Raw genomic sequence first — 16,487 nt, forward strand, 5'->3', positions numbered from 1 at the left:
CCGGACAAAACTTATGCAGTTATTTGATCGACGAGCCTTTGTTGCAACTGCCGGCAGTCTGACGGCCGGTCTTTCGGGCGTCAGAGCAAACCGGTCTGCTGACCGGATCAAAATCGGACAAATCGGTACCGGCCACGCGCATGCTTCGGGTGTGTTTTCACAGCTCAAACAGACTGATGATTTTCAGATCGTTGGTGTTGTTGAAAACGATCCCATGCGTCGTCGTGCGTTGGGTGAATCGTATCACGATATAAAACTGGTCAGTGAGGATCAGCTTCTGAATACCAGAGGACTGCAGGCTGTTGTCATTGAAACGGAGGTGGAACATCTTTTACCGACCGCGAAGAGGTGCGCTGAAGCCGGTCTGCACATCCATCTCGATAAACCGCCTGGAGAAACGCTTGAAGGATTTCAGACCCTCGTTGAGATGATGCAGCGGCAGGAACTGCATCTTCAGTTGGGTTATATATACCGCTACCATACCGCCTTTCAGTTCTGTTACAGGATTATTAAGGAAGGCTGGCTTGGTGATATCTTCGAACTGCACGGGGTGATGAGCAAAAAGGTGAGCGCTTCGTCGAGAACGTATCTGTCGCGGTTTACCGGTGGTTCGATGTTTGAAATCGGCTGCCATCTGATTGATGCGATGGTTCGGGTTCTTGGCCATCCTCTCAAGACGACTGCATTCTCCCGTCAGACTCATCCTGAACAGGACTCTCTGGTCGACAATCAGCTTGCTGTATTTGATTATCCGAACGCGATTGCGTCCGTTCGCAGCGCTCTTGTTGAATACTCCGGACAACAACGGAGACAGTTTACGGTTTGCGGCGAATTTGGCACCTTTGATCTTCGGCCGCTCGGTGGTCACTCGTTTCGCCTGGCTCTGGAACGTCCTCGCGACGGTTACAAAACCGGTTATCAGGAGGTGACCGTTCCCGGAGGGCCTGGCGTGTTTGTGAGTGCGTTCCGTGACATGGCATCAATTATTCGCCAGGAAAAGGAGACCGACTATCCTCTGTCTCACGAACTGGCTGTGCATGAGGCGACGCTGCGGGCCGCCGGCTACAGCATTGCAGATCAAAGGTGAACCCGTCGACTTCGCGATTGCTTAGAAAGGTCTGATTCGTTGTCTCGATCCTGATGGCGACAACCGGAACGTGTATTACTCCGCGAACGGCATTGAAGGTAGTCTCAATTAGGTTGCATTCAAGGGCAGGACAACTACCGTGCCGGTCTTCCATCGCGAAGACACAACTCGGGGATATCGATTGTGATCAGCTCAAACGAAGACCGCATTGCAGTTGTCGCAGGTCTGCGAACACCTTTTGCCCGACAGGCGAGCCACTATTCGACACTCAACGCCATCGATCTGGGCAGAATGGTGGTCTGCGAACTGCTTGCCCGCACAAATATTGATCCTGACAGCATCGACCGGATTGTTTTTGGTCAGGTAGTGGCACTCCCCAAGGCGCCGAACATCGCCCGCGAAATTGTGTTGGGGACTGATTTGCCGGTGACATGTGATGCTTACAGTGTCTCACGAGCGTGCGCGACCAGTTTTCAGTCTGTGTCCGCGATTTGTGACAGTCTTGAGGTCGGAGATATTGAAATTGGTCTGGCCGGAGGTGCTGATTCGTCAAGTGTTGTACCGATTTGCTTCAGCGACAGGTTTGCTCTGAAGATGATTCAGGTCAGTAAACAGCGGTCCGTGTTGGGTAAATTAAGAGCGCTTCGAGGCACACGATTCCGTGATCTTGCCCCGGTGCCCCCGGCGATCGCTGAGTACTCGACAAACCTGCGAATGGGCGACAGTGCCGAACAGATGGCCAGGGACTACGGAATCACTCGGGACGATCAGGACCGGCTGGCACAGCGTTCTCACCAACTGGCTCACCAGGCCTGGGAAGATGGCAGACTGGACAAAGAAGTAATCGCCGCTTATCCCAAACCCTACAAAGAGGTGTTCATTCGTGATGAGAATATACGCGCCGATTCCACGTTAGAGAAACTCTCATCCTTGCGCCCTGTATTTGATCGCAGGCACGGTACTGTTACCGCCGGCAACAGTACGCCACTGACGGATGGTGCATCCGTACTACTGCTGATGAAGGAGTCCAGAGCAAAGTCGCTTGGTTATGAACCGCTGGGCTATATTCGCCAATATGCGTTCACTGCAAACACCGTTGCGGCGGATCTGCTTATGGGGCCGACGCAGGCATCTGCGAAGGTTCTTGCCAGAGCCGGTATGCAGCTGACCGATCTCACGCTGGTTGATATGCACGAAGCGTTTGCGGCGCAGACGCTGGCGAATCTGACAGCATTCGGTTCCCGGAGATATGCGGAAACCTTTCTGAATCGAAGCCAGCCAATTGGTGAAATCGACATGAATCGATTCAACGTACTTGGCGGCTCTCTTGCTTACGGACATCCGTTCGCCGCGACCGGCGGCCGCATGATCACGCAGACAATTAATGAACTGAAACGTCGTGGCGGAGGAGTGGCGCTCACAACCGCGTGCGCTGCCGGTGGACTGGGCGCTGCCATGATTGTCGAAGCAGAAGCGTGATCTGAGCATTCAGGAAAGACCTTATGGACACGTTGACCACAACGCTGGACGATCAGGGAATTCTCACCGTCGCGATTGACGTGCCGAACGAATCGATGAATGTGCTGAATCAGGCCCTGGCCCAGGAATTCGATAAGCTGACTGCCAGAATAGAAGATGATAATGGGATCCGTTCCGTAATCCTGATCAGTGGCAAGGACAATAGCTTCGTCGCCGGAGCGGACATCAAGATGCTGCAGTCTGTCAGAAGTTTCGAAGAAACCCGGCAGCTGATTATCAATGGGCATGAACTTTTCCAACGAGTTAGTGAGAGTTCCAAACCGTTCGTTGCAGCCATTCACGGCCCTTGCCTCGGTGGTGGTCTGGAACTGGCCCTGGCATGCCATTACCGGATTGCCAGTGACGACACAAAAACAAAGATTGGGCTGCCTGAGGTCATGCTCGGACTTTTGCCCGGAGGTCGCGGTGCATCACTGGTTCCTCGGATGGTCAATCTGCCTCAGGCGCTGGATCTGCTATTAACCGGCCGGCAGCTTAATGCAAAACGAGCCCGACGTCTGGGACTGATTGACGAAGTGGTGCCGTCCGCAATTTTGAAGGACGTTGCCCGAAAGACAGCATTAAATGCAGTACTGTCAACAAGGTCCAAACGCAAACAGTCTCTCAGGGACAGAATATTAAGGATGCCCGGGGTCCGCGGCCTTATCCTGAGAAAAGCTCGCCAGCAGGTAATGAAAACGACACGAGGGTTGTACCCGGCTCCGCTGGCCATCCTCGAAGTCGCTGAGACCTCATTGTCATCTTCACTGATAGAGGCTCTGGAGGTCGAAAGTACGCGATTCGCTGAATTGGCGATGTCTGCGGAAGCGAACCAGCTAATGAATATTTACTTCGCGTCCAATGATCTCAAAAAAGAGCGTTTTATCGAATCAGATGTTAATGAGCGTCAAGTGAACCGAGTGGGAATTCTTGGCGGAGGTCTCATGGGGGCCGGTATCGCACTTGTTTCCATCGATAAAGCCAATGTTGCAGTCAGAATGAAAGACATTCGACACGAAGGAATTCTTAGTGCCTGTCGACACGTGGATACCTTTTACAGCAAACGTGTCAAACGCAGGGTTTTGTCTCAGGAGCAGGCGAAGAAACGGATGAGCCGTTTCTCCGGAACGCTGGATTACAGTGGCTTCGATCGCTGTGACCTGGTTATCGAAGCTGTATTCGAAGACTTAATTCTGAAGCAGCAGATGCTTTCCGACGTGGAGATTCTGGGAAATGAAGACACTGTCTTTGCGACTAACACGTCGTCGATTCCTGTTGCAGAGATCGCCGCAAATGCGATTCGCCCAGGTAATGTTCTGGGGATGCATTATTTTTCACCGGTCGAAAAAATGCCTCTGCTTGAGATTATTCGACATTCCGGCACCTCGGATCAGGCAGTAGCAACAGCAGTCGCCTTTGGCAGGAAACAGGGCAAGACCGTTGTGGTGGTCAAGGACGGTCCCGGTTTCTATGTGAATCGTATTCTGGCGCCTTATATCAATGCTGCGATGCGCTGCGGAATGGATGGGGTCCCGTTTAATAAAATTGATCAGGCCCTGGTGAATTTTGGATTCCCCGTGGGGCCATTCAAACTGCTTGACGAAGTGGGCATCGACGTCGGCAGCAAAGTACAGCCCATCCTGGAAGAAGCGTACGGAAGCCGCATGCTGGGCAGCGATCTGCAGAAGAAGCTGGTTGAGTCGAATCGTGTCGGTAAAAAGGCAGGAAAAGGTTTTTACCGTTACGACAAACCGAAGAACAGCAAAACAATTGATGAAACGATCTACCAGGAACTGGGTATTAGTCCCCACAAACAAATCTCAGAATCACAAATCGTAGACCAGTGTCTGTTGATGATGCTGAACGAAGCCGTCTTTTGCCTGCAGGATGGAACTATCTTTTGCCCGCGAGACGGTGATATCGCCGCCGTCTTTGGTATCGGATTTCCGCCGTTTTTGGGAGGCCCTTTCCGTTACATGGATCAGCGGGGACTGTCAGTAACTGTGGCTGCTATGAGAAAGCTGCAAAAAAATGTCAGTAACCGGTACGAACCGGCGCCACTCCTGATTGAAATGGCTGAAAAATCTCACAGTTTTTATGACGACATACAGCCGGCAAACCACCAGCAGAAGGACGTTTGATTGTGAGCGTCTGCCCGAATGGTTTTCCGCTTTGCTGTAACGGTCACATCCATGTTTTCTCCGATGTTTGCGGCTGCCCAGGCATCCCTTCTGTTTCGTCTGATTGGTGACGTCATTGTGAATAATGAGCCTGTCGTAAATATTTCCGGACTTCCGGCTGAAAATCCGTTCTCGATGCCGAGCCCTCTGCCGTTTCATGCGCCGCCCTTTGACACGATTCGGATCGAACATTACCAGCCGGCTTTCAACAGCGGCATGCAGCAGCAACGTGAGGAGATTGCTGCTATTACGGCACAGGCCGAGGCTGCGACGTTTGCCAACACGATCGTGCCTTTCGAAAAGTCAGGAACGTTGCTCAAACGCGTTCGACGGGTGTTTTTTAACATGACATCTGCTCACACCAGCAGGCATCTGCAAAATATCCAGACTGAGATGGCACCTCTGCTTGCCGCCCATTCCGACAATATTCTGCTGAATCGTGAATTGTTTCAACGCGTGGAAACACTCTACGAATCACGAGAGTCAACTGGGCTCAGCAACGAACAGCGGGAAGTTGTTCGACAGCACTATATGGCGTTCATTCGCGCCGGCGCAAGACTCTCTCCCGAACTGCAGAGTCAGATTCGGTCACTGAATGAGCAGCTGTCGACGTTACAAAACAGTTTTGAGGACAATCTGCTGGCGGTTATGAAAGAACGTTCGGTTCTTGTAGATGATATTGCTGAACTTGATGGCATGTCAGCCGGAGACATCGCAGCTGCGGCGGAAGGTGCACGTGAGCGTGGCTTTGAGGGCAAATATCTTCTGGAGATAACCAACACCACACGTGTTCCGATTCTGACATCACTGAACAATCGTAAATTACGGCAACGAGTCTGGGAGGCTTCAGCCAACCGGGCGACGGGTGAAAATAACGGTATCGACAATCGTCCCCTGGTGCTTGAGATCGCTCAGCTGCGTTCGGAACGAGCCAGACTGCTCGGCTTCGAAAACTACGCCACGTACCAACTGCAGACTCAGATGGCAAAAACGCCGGATGCCGCACGCCGAATGCTGACAGATCTGGTACCCGGAGTCGTGGCGCGTGTTCGGGAGGAATCCAGGGAATTGAGAGACATGATCGCGAGTCTTGGTGCTGACCATGCTCTGCAGCCATGGGACTGGGAGTACTATGCAGAACGGGTCCGCCAGTCGCGATTTGACGTCGACGAGGCTGCTGTGAAGCCGTATTTTGAACTTGACAGTGTGTTGGAAAACGGTGTGTTCTTCACGATGGACTGCCTGTTCGGTATCAAATTTCGCGAACGTAAAGACCTGCCGGTCTATCACCCGGAAGTGCGGGTGTTTGATGTGCTGGATACGGACGGAAGCCAGCTCGGATTGTTTTATATTGATTTTTTTAAACGTGACTCGAAACGTGGGGGTGCGTGGGCGAGTTCATGGGTAACTCAGTCTCATCTGCTGGAAGCAAAACCTGTGATTGTCAATGTGCTCAATAATCCGCGACCGGCAGCGGAAGCACCGGCATTGATCAGTCTCGACAATGTCACCACGTTGTTTCACGAGATGGGACATGCGGTGCACGGACTGTTTTCTGATGTGACGTATCCGTCGGTTGCAGGAACGTCTACACCGCGTGATTTTGTGGAATTTCCGTCGACGTTTGAAGAAGACTGGTGCATTCAACCCGAAATTCTGAGCCGCTATGCGCGGCATCACGAAACGGGTGAATCGATTCCTCAGGAACTTCTGGACAACGTGGTTCAGGCCAGCCGGTTTAATCAGGGGTTCGAGACGCTGGAATATCTGGCTGCTGCTATTCTGGATCTGGAATGGCATTCCCTGAATCCGGATGAAATTCCCGATGATATAGAATCTTTTGAAGCGGTCACACTGCGTAAATATGGTGTCGATATACCTGCTGTGCCGCCTCGATATCGCACACCGTACTTTGCTCACATTTGGGGCGGGGGTTATGCGGCCGGCTACTATGCCTATTTATGGAGCGAAGTCCTGGCGGCCGACGCGTTTGCGTTTATGCAGTCCGGAGGCGGAGCCACGCGTGCCAATGGTGACGATCTCCGGAGAGAGGTCCTTTCCCGAGGCAGCAGTCGGGATCCTATGGAATCCTACAAAGCATTCCGGGGTCAGGAGCCTGCTGTTGATGCTTTGCTGATCCGACGAGGTCTGAAGTAGCCATCCGTTTCAAACGTGGGGCAGGACTGTGCGACGTTCCTGTTCACCGCTTGGGTGGCACCCGGACACAACACCCCGGAACCGAACACGGAGGATCGTTGAGCAGTTACTGACGGGAGCGCGAAGTCCCGTTTCCGTCCTTAAGCTCCTGCCTGTTTCGGCCAGCTGCTGAACATCGTTGTCCGGTCTTCAGCAGGGGCACTCGGTTAAATCAGTAATTCGGCAGCAGATTTTGAATCACTGTGCGAGCATGGGGTCCGAGGGTCCGGGGCAGCAACGGATACGGCCGTTCTTTCTGTAATGAAATCAACAACCGAGTTGATCGTCCGTCTGTTCAGGGTCATTGTCAGCTGCGTGACTTGACTGATTCAGTCTGTGTCAACCGGCGGAGAGGTAATCTGTTGGGATATGAGCAGTTTGCCGTCGGCAGGGGCTGTAACAATAGTCATTGTGCTTTCACCGACGACCGGATCTCCGTTTTCCAGGATTGTTGCCCGCAATGTTAACGGCATATTCACCGGTCCGGCATCCTGATCGACGTCAAGAAGTAACCGACCGGTGTTTCGGTCCGATGGTACGGTAACAGGACTCACATTGAATCCTTCAATATGAGCTGGCACGATCAATTCGACTGTGGCCGGCAGGTCGAGATTAGCGCCCCGCTGAATTTCGAATTCAATTGCGTTTTTGGAACCGGACCGGACATAGACAGATGAGACTCTGGAAACAATGTCGAGCCGCGGTGCCTGTACATTGATTGGGGCCTGCGACTCTTCTCCATCTGTGAATGCCACCTGGTGATGATTTCCGTTTTCGTCAGCGACCTGACCAATCCCCATTACCAGGACCCGCCGCAAACTGTCTCGTGACATATTGGGGGGCAGATAAAACGGAAATTCGAATTCGCTGAGTCCGGCCGGAACAACAAATTCGCGAACATTTCGGATTCCCTGAAGATGTCGACGCTGCCGATCTGCAAGTCGGACAGTAATTGGACCGTCGTAACCGTTTCGCTCAACCGCAAACGGATGCCAATACACGGTTCCGGCATTGGCGAAGGCAAAATAGGGGCCGCGGTTTTTGAACTTGAACGGTGTGGGAATGGTGATGCTGAACAATACCGAATCAACAGGTGTGTCCGTATTTGATGTTTTCTTGATTGCCAGTCGGGTCACTGAGTGACCGTTAAGTCTGTGCGTGCCGTGCAGACGGAGTCGATGGCCTCCAATGGGTGCCGTCATTGAAGGCTTCAGTTTAATTGCAGTTTCATCCCTGTCGGCCGGAATCAGCAGATCACCTGCTTCCGTATCCGGTGGCAGGCCGGACAGTTCAATTGTCACAGGACCGGTCAGTCCGCCGTAACGCTCAATATGGATCGGTAGGGTTACCTCACCGCCCCGTACAGCAGTCGGCGCATCGTTGTCAAAGCTTAAATGAAATCCCGGAGTTGGTGAGCCAAGCTGCAGACGGTAGCCGAATGCCGGACCTCCGCGGGTCAAAAACTGATCACGCACCCGCAGCCAGACGACACCATCCTGTTCCGGATTAAACACAAGTAACCGGTCTGATGAAATCGTGTTCTCTTTGAGAGTTTGTGTGTCATTCGGCGCCAGGACGGTTCCTTGTCTGTCTACGATCGCCAGATCCGGCAGCAGATGTGAGCCATACCGGCCCGCGGAAAGTCTCAATTCGATTTGTCGATCCGCCAACGCGGCAACTGGCCAGAAGTCCACATCCCCTGGATGGTCAATGCGGCCGTTGAGCACCACGGGACCGGCCATGGGTGCGTTTACTAAAAGGGAATCATTCGGTTCCACTTCCAGTCGCTCCGGAACATCACTGACCTCAAGTCGTACAGGCTGGGTTATTCGTCCGTTGATTGTGAATGGGTGTCGGATAAATTCGGTATGTGACTTATCTGGTGTCAGGGCGAGCGACATCCTGTGTATTTTAGTCTGACCGTTGACTGGCATCAGGCCAACTTCAAACTCGGTCTGCGCATCTCGTCTTCCACCCAGCGGATAAACCCAGGAAGCATGCACCCCGGGCCGAACTGTGAGACGATAGACGCAGGCTTGGTTACCTGCATAGCCGACATCATGCACGTGAACTTCGTGTTCCTGGTCGGATTCCGCCAGAAACTGGATGACGGGATCAGTACCTTGCGTTCCAATGTCGTCTGCTATGAGCTTGCCGCCGGAAAACACGGCGATTCGGGCGTCGAGCGGCGAATCGAATGATTTGGCATGTAACTCAATGGTGTAGATCTCTCCACGTCGGGCGTCGAATGTCCAGATATCGAGATCAGATCGTGGGAAAATCCGACCATTGGCGGTCACTGGTACATCAATTCCAACCGGGAGCGGATCTCCATCAATTTCCTGTTCGACGACTTCAGGCAGGTCGCCGATGATAAATGTTTTTGCAGCGGACGCACCCTGGGACGTCCAGACTCGCCAGTACTGAGCCCCAACAGGTGTATCGTCGGAAATGGTGGCAATGCCCTGATGGTCTTTGGGATATTCATCAGGTCCCAAAGCTCTTTGGCCGGTCAGTAGCTGCCCGTCAAACCAAACCGTGTTCCCGCTGCGCAGACGTTCCGGCACGTGAACGGACGTTCCGGACATTTCAAACCAGGGATCGTTCAGTAAAAACAGACCTCCCACATTGAATTCAACGGTTTGTCCGCGTTGAGCGCCGGCAGGAAAGATATAAGAGGCAGCTGGACTGGACGTTTGTGCGTTTACAACCCCTCCGTATATCAGGAGCAGGGCAGCAACAAAAAAATGATTCAGGCGGTTGCACATAAGTTGAACTGCAACGGCCAGCCTGCTGAGTTAACAACACCTGGCCGGCAATCGAAAATGCTACAGTAGTTTGCTGATCACATTGCCGTCATTGACGATCTTAAACGGTCTTCCTTCCGCTGAAAGGAATTCATCGTTCGGGTCGATTCCCATTGAATGGTGAATCGTCGCCGCGAGGTCCTCGGGACCATGCGGGTCTTCGACAGGTTTTGACGCATGGGCATCAGTTCGGCCAATGACACGACCACCCTCGACACCACCACCCCCGATGGCCACTGTGAATCCGGGACCCCAGTGACCACGGCCTCCTTTTCCATCAGTTTTTGGCGTGCGACCGAATTCTCCGGTTACCACGACCATGGTTTTATCCAGCATTCCACGATCGGCAAGATCTTTGAACAATGTTGCCATTGCGGAATCAAGTGCCGGCAACAGGTCGTTTCTGAGGATTCGAAAATTCTCCTGGTGCGTATCCCAGTCAATATGCTGGATTGTGACACAACGCACACCGGCCTCAACCAGACGTCGCGCCATCAGACAACTCTGGCCAAGTGTGGTGCGACCGTACTCCTCCCGCATGCGGTCAGATTCGGCGTCGATGTTAAACGCTCGCCTGGCTTCTGCCGAGGCCATCAGTGCAACAGCCTTTTCACGGTAAACGCTCACAGACTGTGCTTTACGATTATGGGCTTCCTCTGCGGAACGCTCGAACCTGGCAAGTCGTTTTCGCAGCCCTGCTCGATCATCCAGTCGTGCAGGTGAAATTTGCAGCGGTGGCATCAAGTCAGGAACAGAAAAGTTCGGAGCGTTCGGATCGGCCTGAATAACAAATGGTGCTGAACCCGGACCCAGATAGGCTGACCCGGCACTCTTGTGCATTTTCGGAAGACACACATATGGAGGAACCGAACCACGCGGTCCTTTGCGATTTGAAATGATCGAACCGTGAGACGGTCGTTCATTATTTGGCAGCAGTTTCGGATTAAATGCCGGAGTCGGATGATAACCGGTCAGCATGTAATGGTCGGCCAGGCCATGACTTGAGTTGGGATGAGTAAACGAACGAATTAGTGAAAATTTGTCCTGTTGCTGTGCAGTCAGAGGCAAGTGCTCGGTGACCTGGATTCCAGGTACATTTGTCGAAACGGGTGAGAACTCACCGCGAATTTCCATGGGGGCGTTTGGTTTCATATCGAACATGTCAATATGACTGGGGCCACCACGCAGGAATACGACGATCAGGGAGACATCATCTTTGTCATTGTCCACTCCCGCAGCACGGTGCTCGCTGGCGCGCGCCTGAGTCTGCATCAGTCCGCTCAGGTTCCATCCAGCACCGAACAGGGCCGCACTGCCGACGGAAATCAGGTCGCGTCGGGCAATTCCGTCACAAAAATTTGATGTTTGATGTCTGATACCTGACAAGATCCGTCTCCATAGGAAGAACACGAAGTGTATCCGGATATTCGTCTTTTTACTTAGCCGCGACTCATCCTCATTCTGCCCGGCTCAATCAATCGAGTCGAAACTGATATCATAGAACGGATTGACCGTATTAGAAAAAAAGAAATCGGAGTATTTGGTAGATTCACGGCGTCAGACGGGCAAACCGTAATACCAAGCAGAATTTACCCCTCTCCACCAAGTTTACCGACAAAAACTGCTGTCGTGGCCACTTTCCTCAGCAAATTGTGTCAGTGATTGAATGAAAATTCCAGCGAGTTGAGCAGACTCCACGTCAGATCAACTGCAGAGTCGCGTCGAGATCCGGAGTGGACCGTAAAATAATCGTCGACGACCCGTCGCTCTGCAGCAGTCGGGAATCGGCTCAAAAATGTTAAATACAGCTCTTCCACCAGGCGGCTGTTCTCCGGAATCTCGCGAACCAGTCTGGAAACGGTCCCTCCGTGATGGGTCAATCTGGCATATATCTTCGGTGAGTTCATGATATGCAGCACCTGACTGATGCTGGGTTCACTGACGCGTTCACACTCGCAGGCTGTTTTGCGCTCGGGGCGCCCGAATAGACGCAGGAACGGATGCTGAAGTTTGCTGTCCCAAAGTTCAATGGCACGGGTGCCGGCGGATGCACCGTCGAAACGAGCCGGAATGCCGGTCGTCTGGGTGATGGCGTCCAGCAACACTTCCGCGTCAAGCGGCTTGAGAAGTGCCCGGGACGCATTCTGAACGTCGGTTTCGTTGGTCGAATTTGTACGTGCGGTGCGCTGGTAGGCCTGAGATCGGGTTATGAGACGGATTAGAGATTTTATGTCGTAATCATGAGACTGCAGCCAGTCCGCCAGTTGGTCCAGCAGCATACTGTTTGACGATGGGTTTGTCTGACGTACGTCGTCGACGGGTTCCACTAATCCACGTCCGAGAAAGTGGCCCCAGGTTCGATTGGCTAGATTACGTGCAAACCACGGGTTGTCAGGAGCCGTCAACCATCTGGCAAGACGCTGACGGAGATCACCGTCAGCGGGCGCTGCAGACCCCCATCCTCCGAGTGGCTGTGCGGACACTTCTTCACCCGTTCGCGGATGAATTGTCTTCACCGTCGTGTCCATCACCAGCGCATCACCGGTCGGGGCCGACTCTGCCCTTACCCTGGAAAAATAGGCGGTCATGCCATAGTAGTCCTGCTGGCTCCAGCGGTCGAACGGATGATGGTGACACTCCGCGCAATCGATTCGGATCCCCAGAAAAACCTGTGAAAACGCACTGGCCCGGTCACCAGGTTCGACGACGGCCTTGTAGAAACCACCCTCGGGCGATTCGTCCAGTGGGCCGTCGGCGGTCACAATGGCTCTTGCAAATTCATCCATTGGACGATTGACAGCAAGGCCGTCCCGAATCCAGCGGTAGAACGCGTAGGCTCTTCGATGACCCAGAATTGCACGGTCGACGTGCAACAGGTCTGACCACTTTAGTGCCCAGTAAATTGCATATTCCTGCCGATCCAGAAGTTCATCAACGAGCAATTCCCGGCGACGTGGATTTTCGTCAGTAAGAAATCGTCGGGCTTCCTGTGCGGTTGGCAGTGTGCCAATGATGTCAATATAGACCCGCCTCATGAAATCGGAGTCATTGACAGGCTGTGACGGCAGCAAATGCAGCTTTTCCAGATTTTTATGGACCAGCGTGTCGATGAAATTGTTTTCGGGAAGCGTAGGATAGGGAACGACAGGAGTGGCCTGAGGTATATATGTCACGAATGTGTTGACGGCGCCAAGATAGATGGCCATGACCGCCACCTGACCAGGGACCATCCCGATCGTGATGCGTCCATTCCTGTCGACGGTTGCCAGACCATCGTTATTCGAGCGATACCGAGCCATGCGGGTCACATCTTTGCGGCTACCGTCATCAAAAACAGCCGTCACTCGTAACTGCTGTGATCCGTTCATTTTGATCTGACGCTGGCCAGGTGTAATCTCAATGCCTGTGATTCGGGGCGCGTTCTCATCACGAAACGGAGCACCTGCTTCGACCCATTTCAGCAGATTCTGATAGGCATCACTTTCCGGTGTGATTCGCTGTCCGCCCGTGTGTGCAATGGTTTGTGTTGCCTTGAGCAGAAACAGACTGCGGGCAGGTGCAGCCAGTGACACACGCCGTCCTCGTGAACCGCAAACGAGACCCTCAAAATCGGCTCGAGGATCGTAACCGAATACAGAGAATTTCAGCCCGTTTTGTCCTTCAGCTTTCGCATGGCAGGCGGCCATGTTGCATCCAAACCTGGTCAGGGATGGTGTAATGTCGTTTTCGAAATCAAAAGACTCTGCGCGGTCCGATTCGCGGACCACCACGTCAACCAGTGACGTATGTCCGGCAAATGTCACACGGACCTGACCACTGCCGTCGGAAACTGCCCGCAGGAGTCCATCATTCGTAATTGTCGCAATCTCAGGCGACAGGGAATCGTAGTCAGCGGTAGCTGTTATGTCCTCAACGCTTCCATCCGTGTTCCGGGCGTCAACCAGCAGTTGATAATTCGCCCGCGGACCATTGAGTTGTACAACCTCAGGGTCGGTGACAATTTTCACGACATCAGCGTTCACACCGCCCGATGCAACGGTCGCTATGCTCAGCTGTACCAAAATGGCGGCTGAAAACCAAAGATTCGTATTCATCTGAAATTACTGGTTGACCCAGGACATCAAAACGAACGTCTCAGCTGAAGTAACATCGATGCCGGCGAAAAAAACCTGACGATTATCTTACACGTTCAGGACGTCCATCGGCAGTCATTTTTTACGCGGTAGCCTCTGTGGGAGTGTAATTCATGAATGCTTTTTGACATACCTATGTTGGGCCAGGTCAACGAGTGTTGCCATTTTTCATCTCCGTCAACAGAAGAAGGGGTGTTTTGTGTCCGGCTGATAAAATGTCTGAGCCGGCCGAAACGGGGCATCACCGGCACGATTCAACAGATCAGCTCACGCGCAGCACCCGTTTGCTGCAACTCCAGGACGCCGGCAAAAGAGGACGGCATGCTTTCTTTGACTGAGGTTCGTTCATGACGGTCATCAGAGACTGAGGCTCTGTTTTCGTCTTTTGACTTACAAGCATCAGACGCGGTAAACTGTGTTCTTCAGACGTGGTGCCGTTGAGCCGGTGTTGAGGGCCAACGTTTCTCTTTCTGAACTAATTTCCGACACATCGAATACCGGAACGTTACCGAACATGAATTTTCAAAAGGATCAACTGATCACTCTGGTGACCGACATCTTTGCCGCAGCGGGTTGCGGCGCTGATGAAGCGTTGAGAGTGGCCGAACATCTGGTTGGCGCGAATCTGGCGGGGCATGATTCGCATGGTGTGATTCGGGTGCCTTCCTATGTGCAGTGGCTGCAGGACGGTAAGGTGATTCCCAACCAGTCGATGCAGATTGTCACTGAGAACGATGTCCTTGCCGTTGTCGATGGGCAGTTTGGTCTTGGACAGATCATTGGTGAACAGATGACACAACTGGGAATCGATAAATCGTCAACACATGGAGTGTCCGTCATCGCCCTGAGAAATTCCGGGCATCTTGGACGAATTGGAGACTGGGCCGAGATGGCAGCTGACGCCGGCCTTCTCTCTCTGCATTTTGTCAACACCAGTGGTGCCGGCATGTTGGTCGCACCGTTTGGAGGAATTGACCGACGGCTTTCGGCAAATCCTTTTGCGGCTGGTGTTCCAACCGGTAGCGGTACTCCGTTGATTCTGGATATGTCGGCATGCACCATTGCTGAAGGCAAGATTCGTGTGGCGCTCAACAAAGGTGAGCCCGTTCCCGATGGCTGCATCATTGATGCCGCCGGAAACCCCACAAACGATCCCGCGGCGTTCTACAGTGAACCGGGCTCCATTCTACCGATTGCCGGTCATAAAGGTTCCGGGCTTTCAATGATCATTGAGATGCTGGCGGGTGCCTTGACCGGAAGTTCCTGTACGAATCCGGAGCACAGCTGGCGTGTTGTAAACGGGATGTTGTCAATTTTTATGGATCGTAGTTTCTTCAGTTCGGACGATGAGTTCGTTCCGGAAGTGTCCCGGTTCATAGAATTCGTCAGGAGTTCGCGAACGATCGATGAAAACGGTGAGATTCTCATGCCGGGTGAGATCGAGCAGCGCATGAGGAATCATCGTCTGAAACATGGAATCGATCTGGACGACACCACCTGGAGCCAGATTTGTGAAACCTGCGGGGTCCTGAAGGTCAAACACGATTTTGCACCATCAGACGTGTAGGAGATGGTCAATCGGCGGATGCTGAGTTTTGCGCCACCTGCTTTACCGACAAGCTGACTGAGACGAAGCGATGATCGGAACCAACATCCTGGCCAGTTGTGTAATAGACGTCAGTCAAATCATTGGTCATCAGCACATGGTCGATTACAAGGCCGAAAGGAAAATATGGAAACCGGTGATACCACGTGGGAGACCACATGGTTTGTGTTCCGGCACGTCGGAGAGCAGCATTGTTCAGGAAGGAACTGAAAACCGGTGACCATGGTGTCAGATTCAAATCACCCATCACCACGACCGGCACATCGGGGAGAAGATGGCGATATTGCCGCACGTAGGTGCTCAGTCTGTTCAGGTGTTCGTTTCGCTGGTCATAACCCATCGAACTGATCGGTGGCGGTGGATGAGTTGCCAGGATGTGGATTTGACGCCCGTCGCAGCTGATTGACGCTGAAGCGGACGGGATGCCTTCCGTGATGAATTCGTCGATCCGTGGATCATTCAGGGGATGTTTTGAATACAGCCCAATACCGAAGTTTGCAGAATCCTGCGGCGCTAATACTGAATACGGATAGATCTGAGCGAAGTCGCCGGCCAGTTGTTCCCTGAGGTTTGTACTGAGTTCCAGAACGGCAATTACGTCAGCACTGCCGGCGATAAGCTCCTCTTCAATGTCTTTGTTGCGTTGGTTGCCGGTAAGCACATTGGCCGTCGTGACCGTTAATAGTGGGGGATCATTCATTGCTCCGGTTGTCTCAAATCTGAAATCACAGATAAGCCACGGCAGGTGCAGGCCGGCAAGCACCAATTGCAGGACTGCGAGCTTCCATTTTTGGAAACACATCAGCAGAACAGCAGTTGCCAGCAGACATATGGTTAACTGCACTCGTAGATTTGCAAACAAATCTGCGAGCCACCAATGATCTGCAAACACCGTTAGCAGCGATATTATCACGGCACTCCAACCGCTTATAGCCGTGAGTCGCCACATGATACCAGGCT

General features: G+C 52.8%; 9 protein-coding genes. 5 read left to right on the forward strand and 4 right to left on the reverse strand.

What is annotated here, in order from left to right; all coding sequences use genetic code 11:
• Nucleotides 1-13 precede the first annotated feature (13 nt).
• The 4 genes from MK110_14350 (at nt 14) to MK110_14365 (ending at nt 6,942) form a co-directional block, all read left to right on the forward strand.
• A complete protein-coding gene (locus MK110_14350; protein MCH2212483.1) occupies nt 14-1,087 on the forward strand; it encodes a Gfo/Idh/MocA family oxidoreductase in 1,074 nt (357 codons plus the stop codon).
• 183 nt (nt 1,088-1,270) lie between these two features.
• A complete protein-coding gene (fadI, locus tag MK110_14355; GenBank protein MCH2212484.1) occupies nt 1,271-2,566 on the forward strand; it encodes an acetyl-CoA C-acyltransferase FadI in 1,296 nt (431 codons plus the stop codon).
• Between the two features lie 23 nt (nt 2,567-2,589).
• Nucleotides 2,590-4,746 carry a fatty acid oxidation complex subunit alpha FadJ gene (fadJ, locus tag MK110_14360; protein ID MCH2212485.1) on the forward strand — a complete coding sequence of 719 codons (2,157 nt, stop codon included), beginning with the start codon at nt 2,590-2,592 and terminating at the stop codon, nt 4,744-4,746.
• A gap of 51 nt (nt 4,747-4,797) precedes the next feature.
• The gene (locus MK110_14365; GenBank protein MCH2212486.1) at nt 4,798-6,942 is read left to right on the forward strand and encodes a M3 family metallopeptidase; all 2,145 of its coding nucleotides are present in this window, start codon (nt 4,798-4,800) and stop codon (nt 6,940-6,942) included.
• Between the two features lie 368 nt (nt 6,943-7,310).
• Here the strand turns inward: MK110_14365 and MK110_14370 are convergent, their stop codons facing one another.
• From MK110_14370 to MK110_14380, 3 genes are all read right to left on the reverse strand, one after another.
• A complete protein-coding gene (locus MK110_14370; GenBank protein MCH2212487.1) occupies nt 7,311-9,749 on the reverse strand; it encodes a hypothetical protein in 2,439 nt (812 codons plus the stop codon).
• A 60-nt stretch (nt 9,750-9,809) separates the two neighbouring features.
• Nucleotides 9,810-11,174, reverse strand: coding sequence for a DUF1501 domain-containing protein (locus MK110_14375; protein MCH2212488.1), 1,365 nt, complete (start codon nt 11,172-11,174; stop codon nt 9,810-9,812).
• 269 nt (nt 11,175-11,443) lie between these two features.
• Nucleotides 11,444-13,882, reverse strand: coding sequence for a DUF1553 domain-containing protein (locus tag MK110_14380; GenBank protein ID MCH2212489.1), 2,439 nt, complete (start codon nt 13,880-13,882; stop codon nt 11,444-11,446).
• A 553-nt stretch (nt 13,883-14,435) separates the two neighbouring features.
• Here MK110_14380 and MK110_14385 point away from each other — a divergent pair.
• Nucleotides 14,436-15,488 carry a malate/lactate/ureidoglycolate dehydrogenase gene (locus MK110_14385; GenBank protein ID MCH2212490.1) on the forward strand — a complete coding sequence of 351 codons (1,053 nt, stop codon included), beginning with the start codon at nt 14,436-14,438 and terminating at the stop codon, nt 15,486-15,488.
• 7 nt (nt 15,489-15,495) lie between these two features.
• Here MK110_14385 and MK110_14390 read toward each other — a convergent pair whose 3' ends face one another.
• The gene (locus MK110_14390; protein MCH2212491.1) at nt 15,496-16,440 is read right to left on the reverse strand and encodes an endonuclease/exonuclease/phosphatase family protein; all 945 of its coding nucleotides are present in this window, start codon (nt 16,438-16,440) and stop codon (nt 15,496-15,498) included.
• Nucleotides 16,441-16,487 lie beyond the last annotated feature (47 nt).

The sequence above is a fragment of the Fuerstiella sp. genome (assembly GCA_022447225.1).
Lineage (GTDB): Bacteria > Planctomycetota > Planctomycetia > Planctomycetales > Planctomycetaceae > S139-18.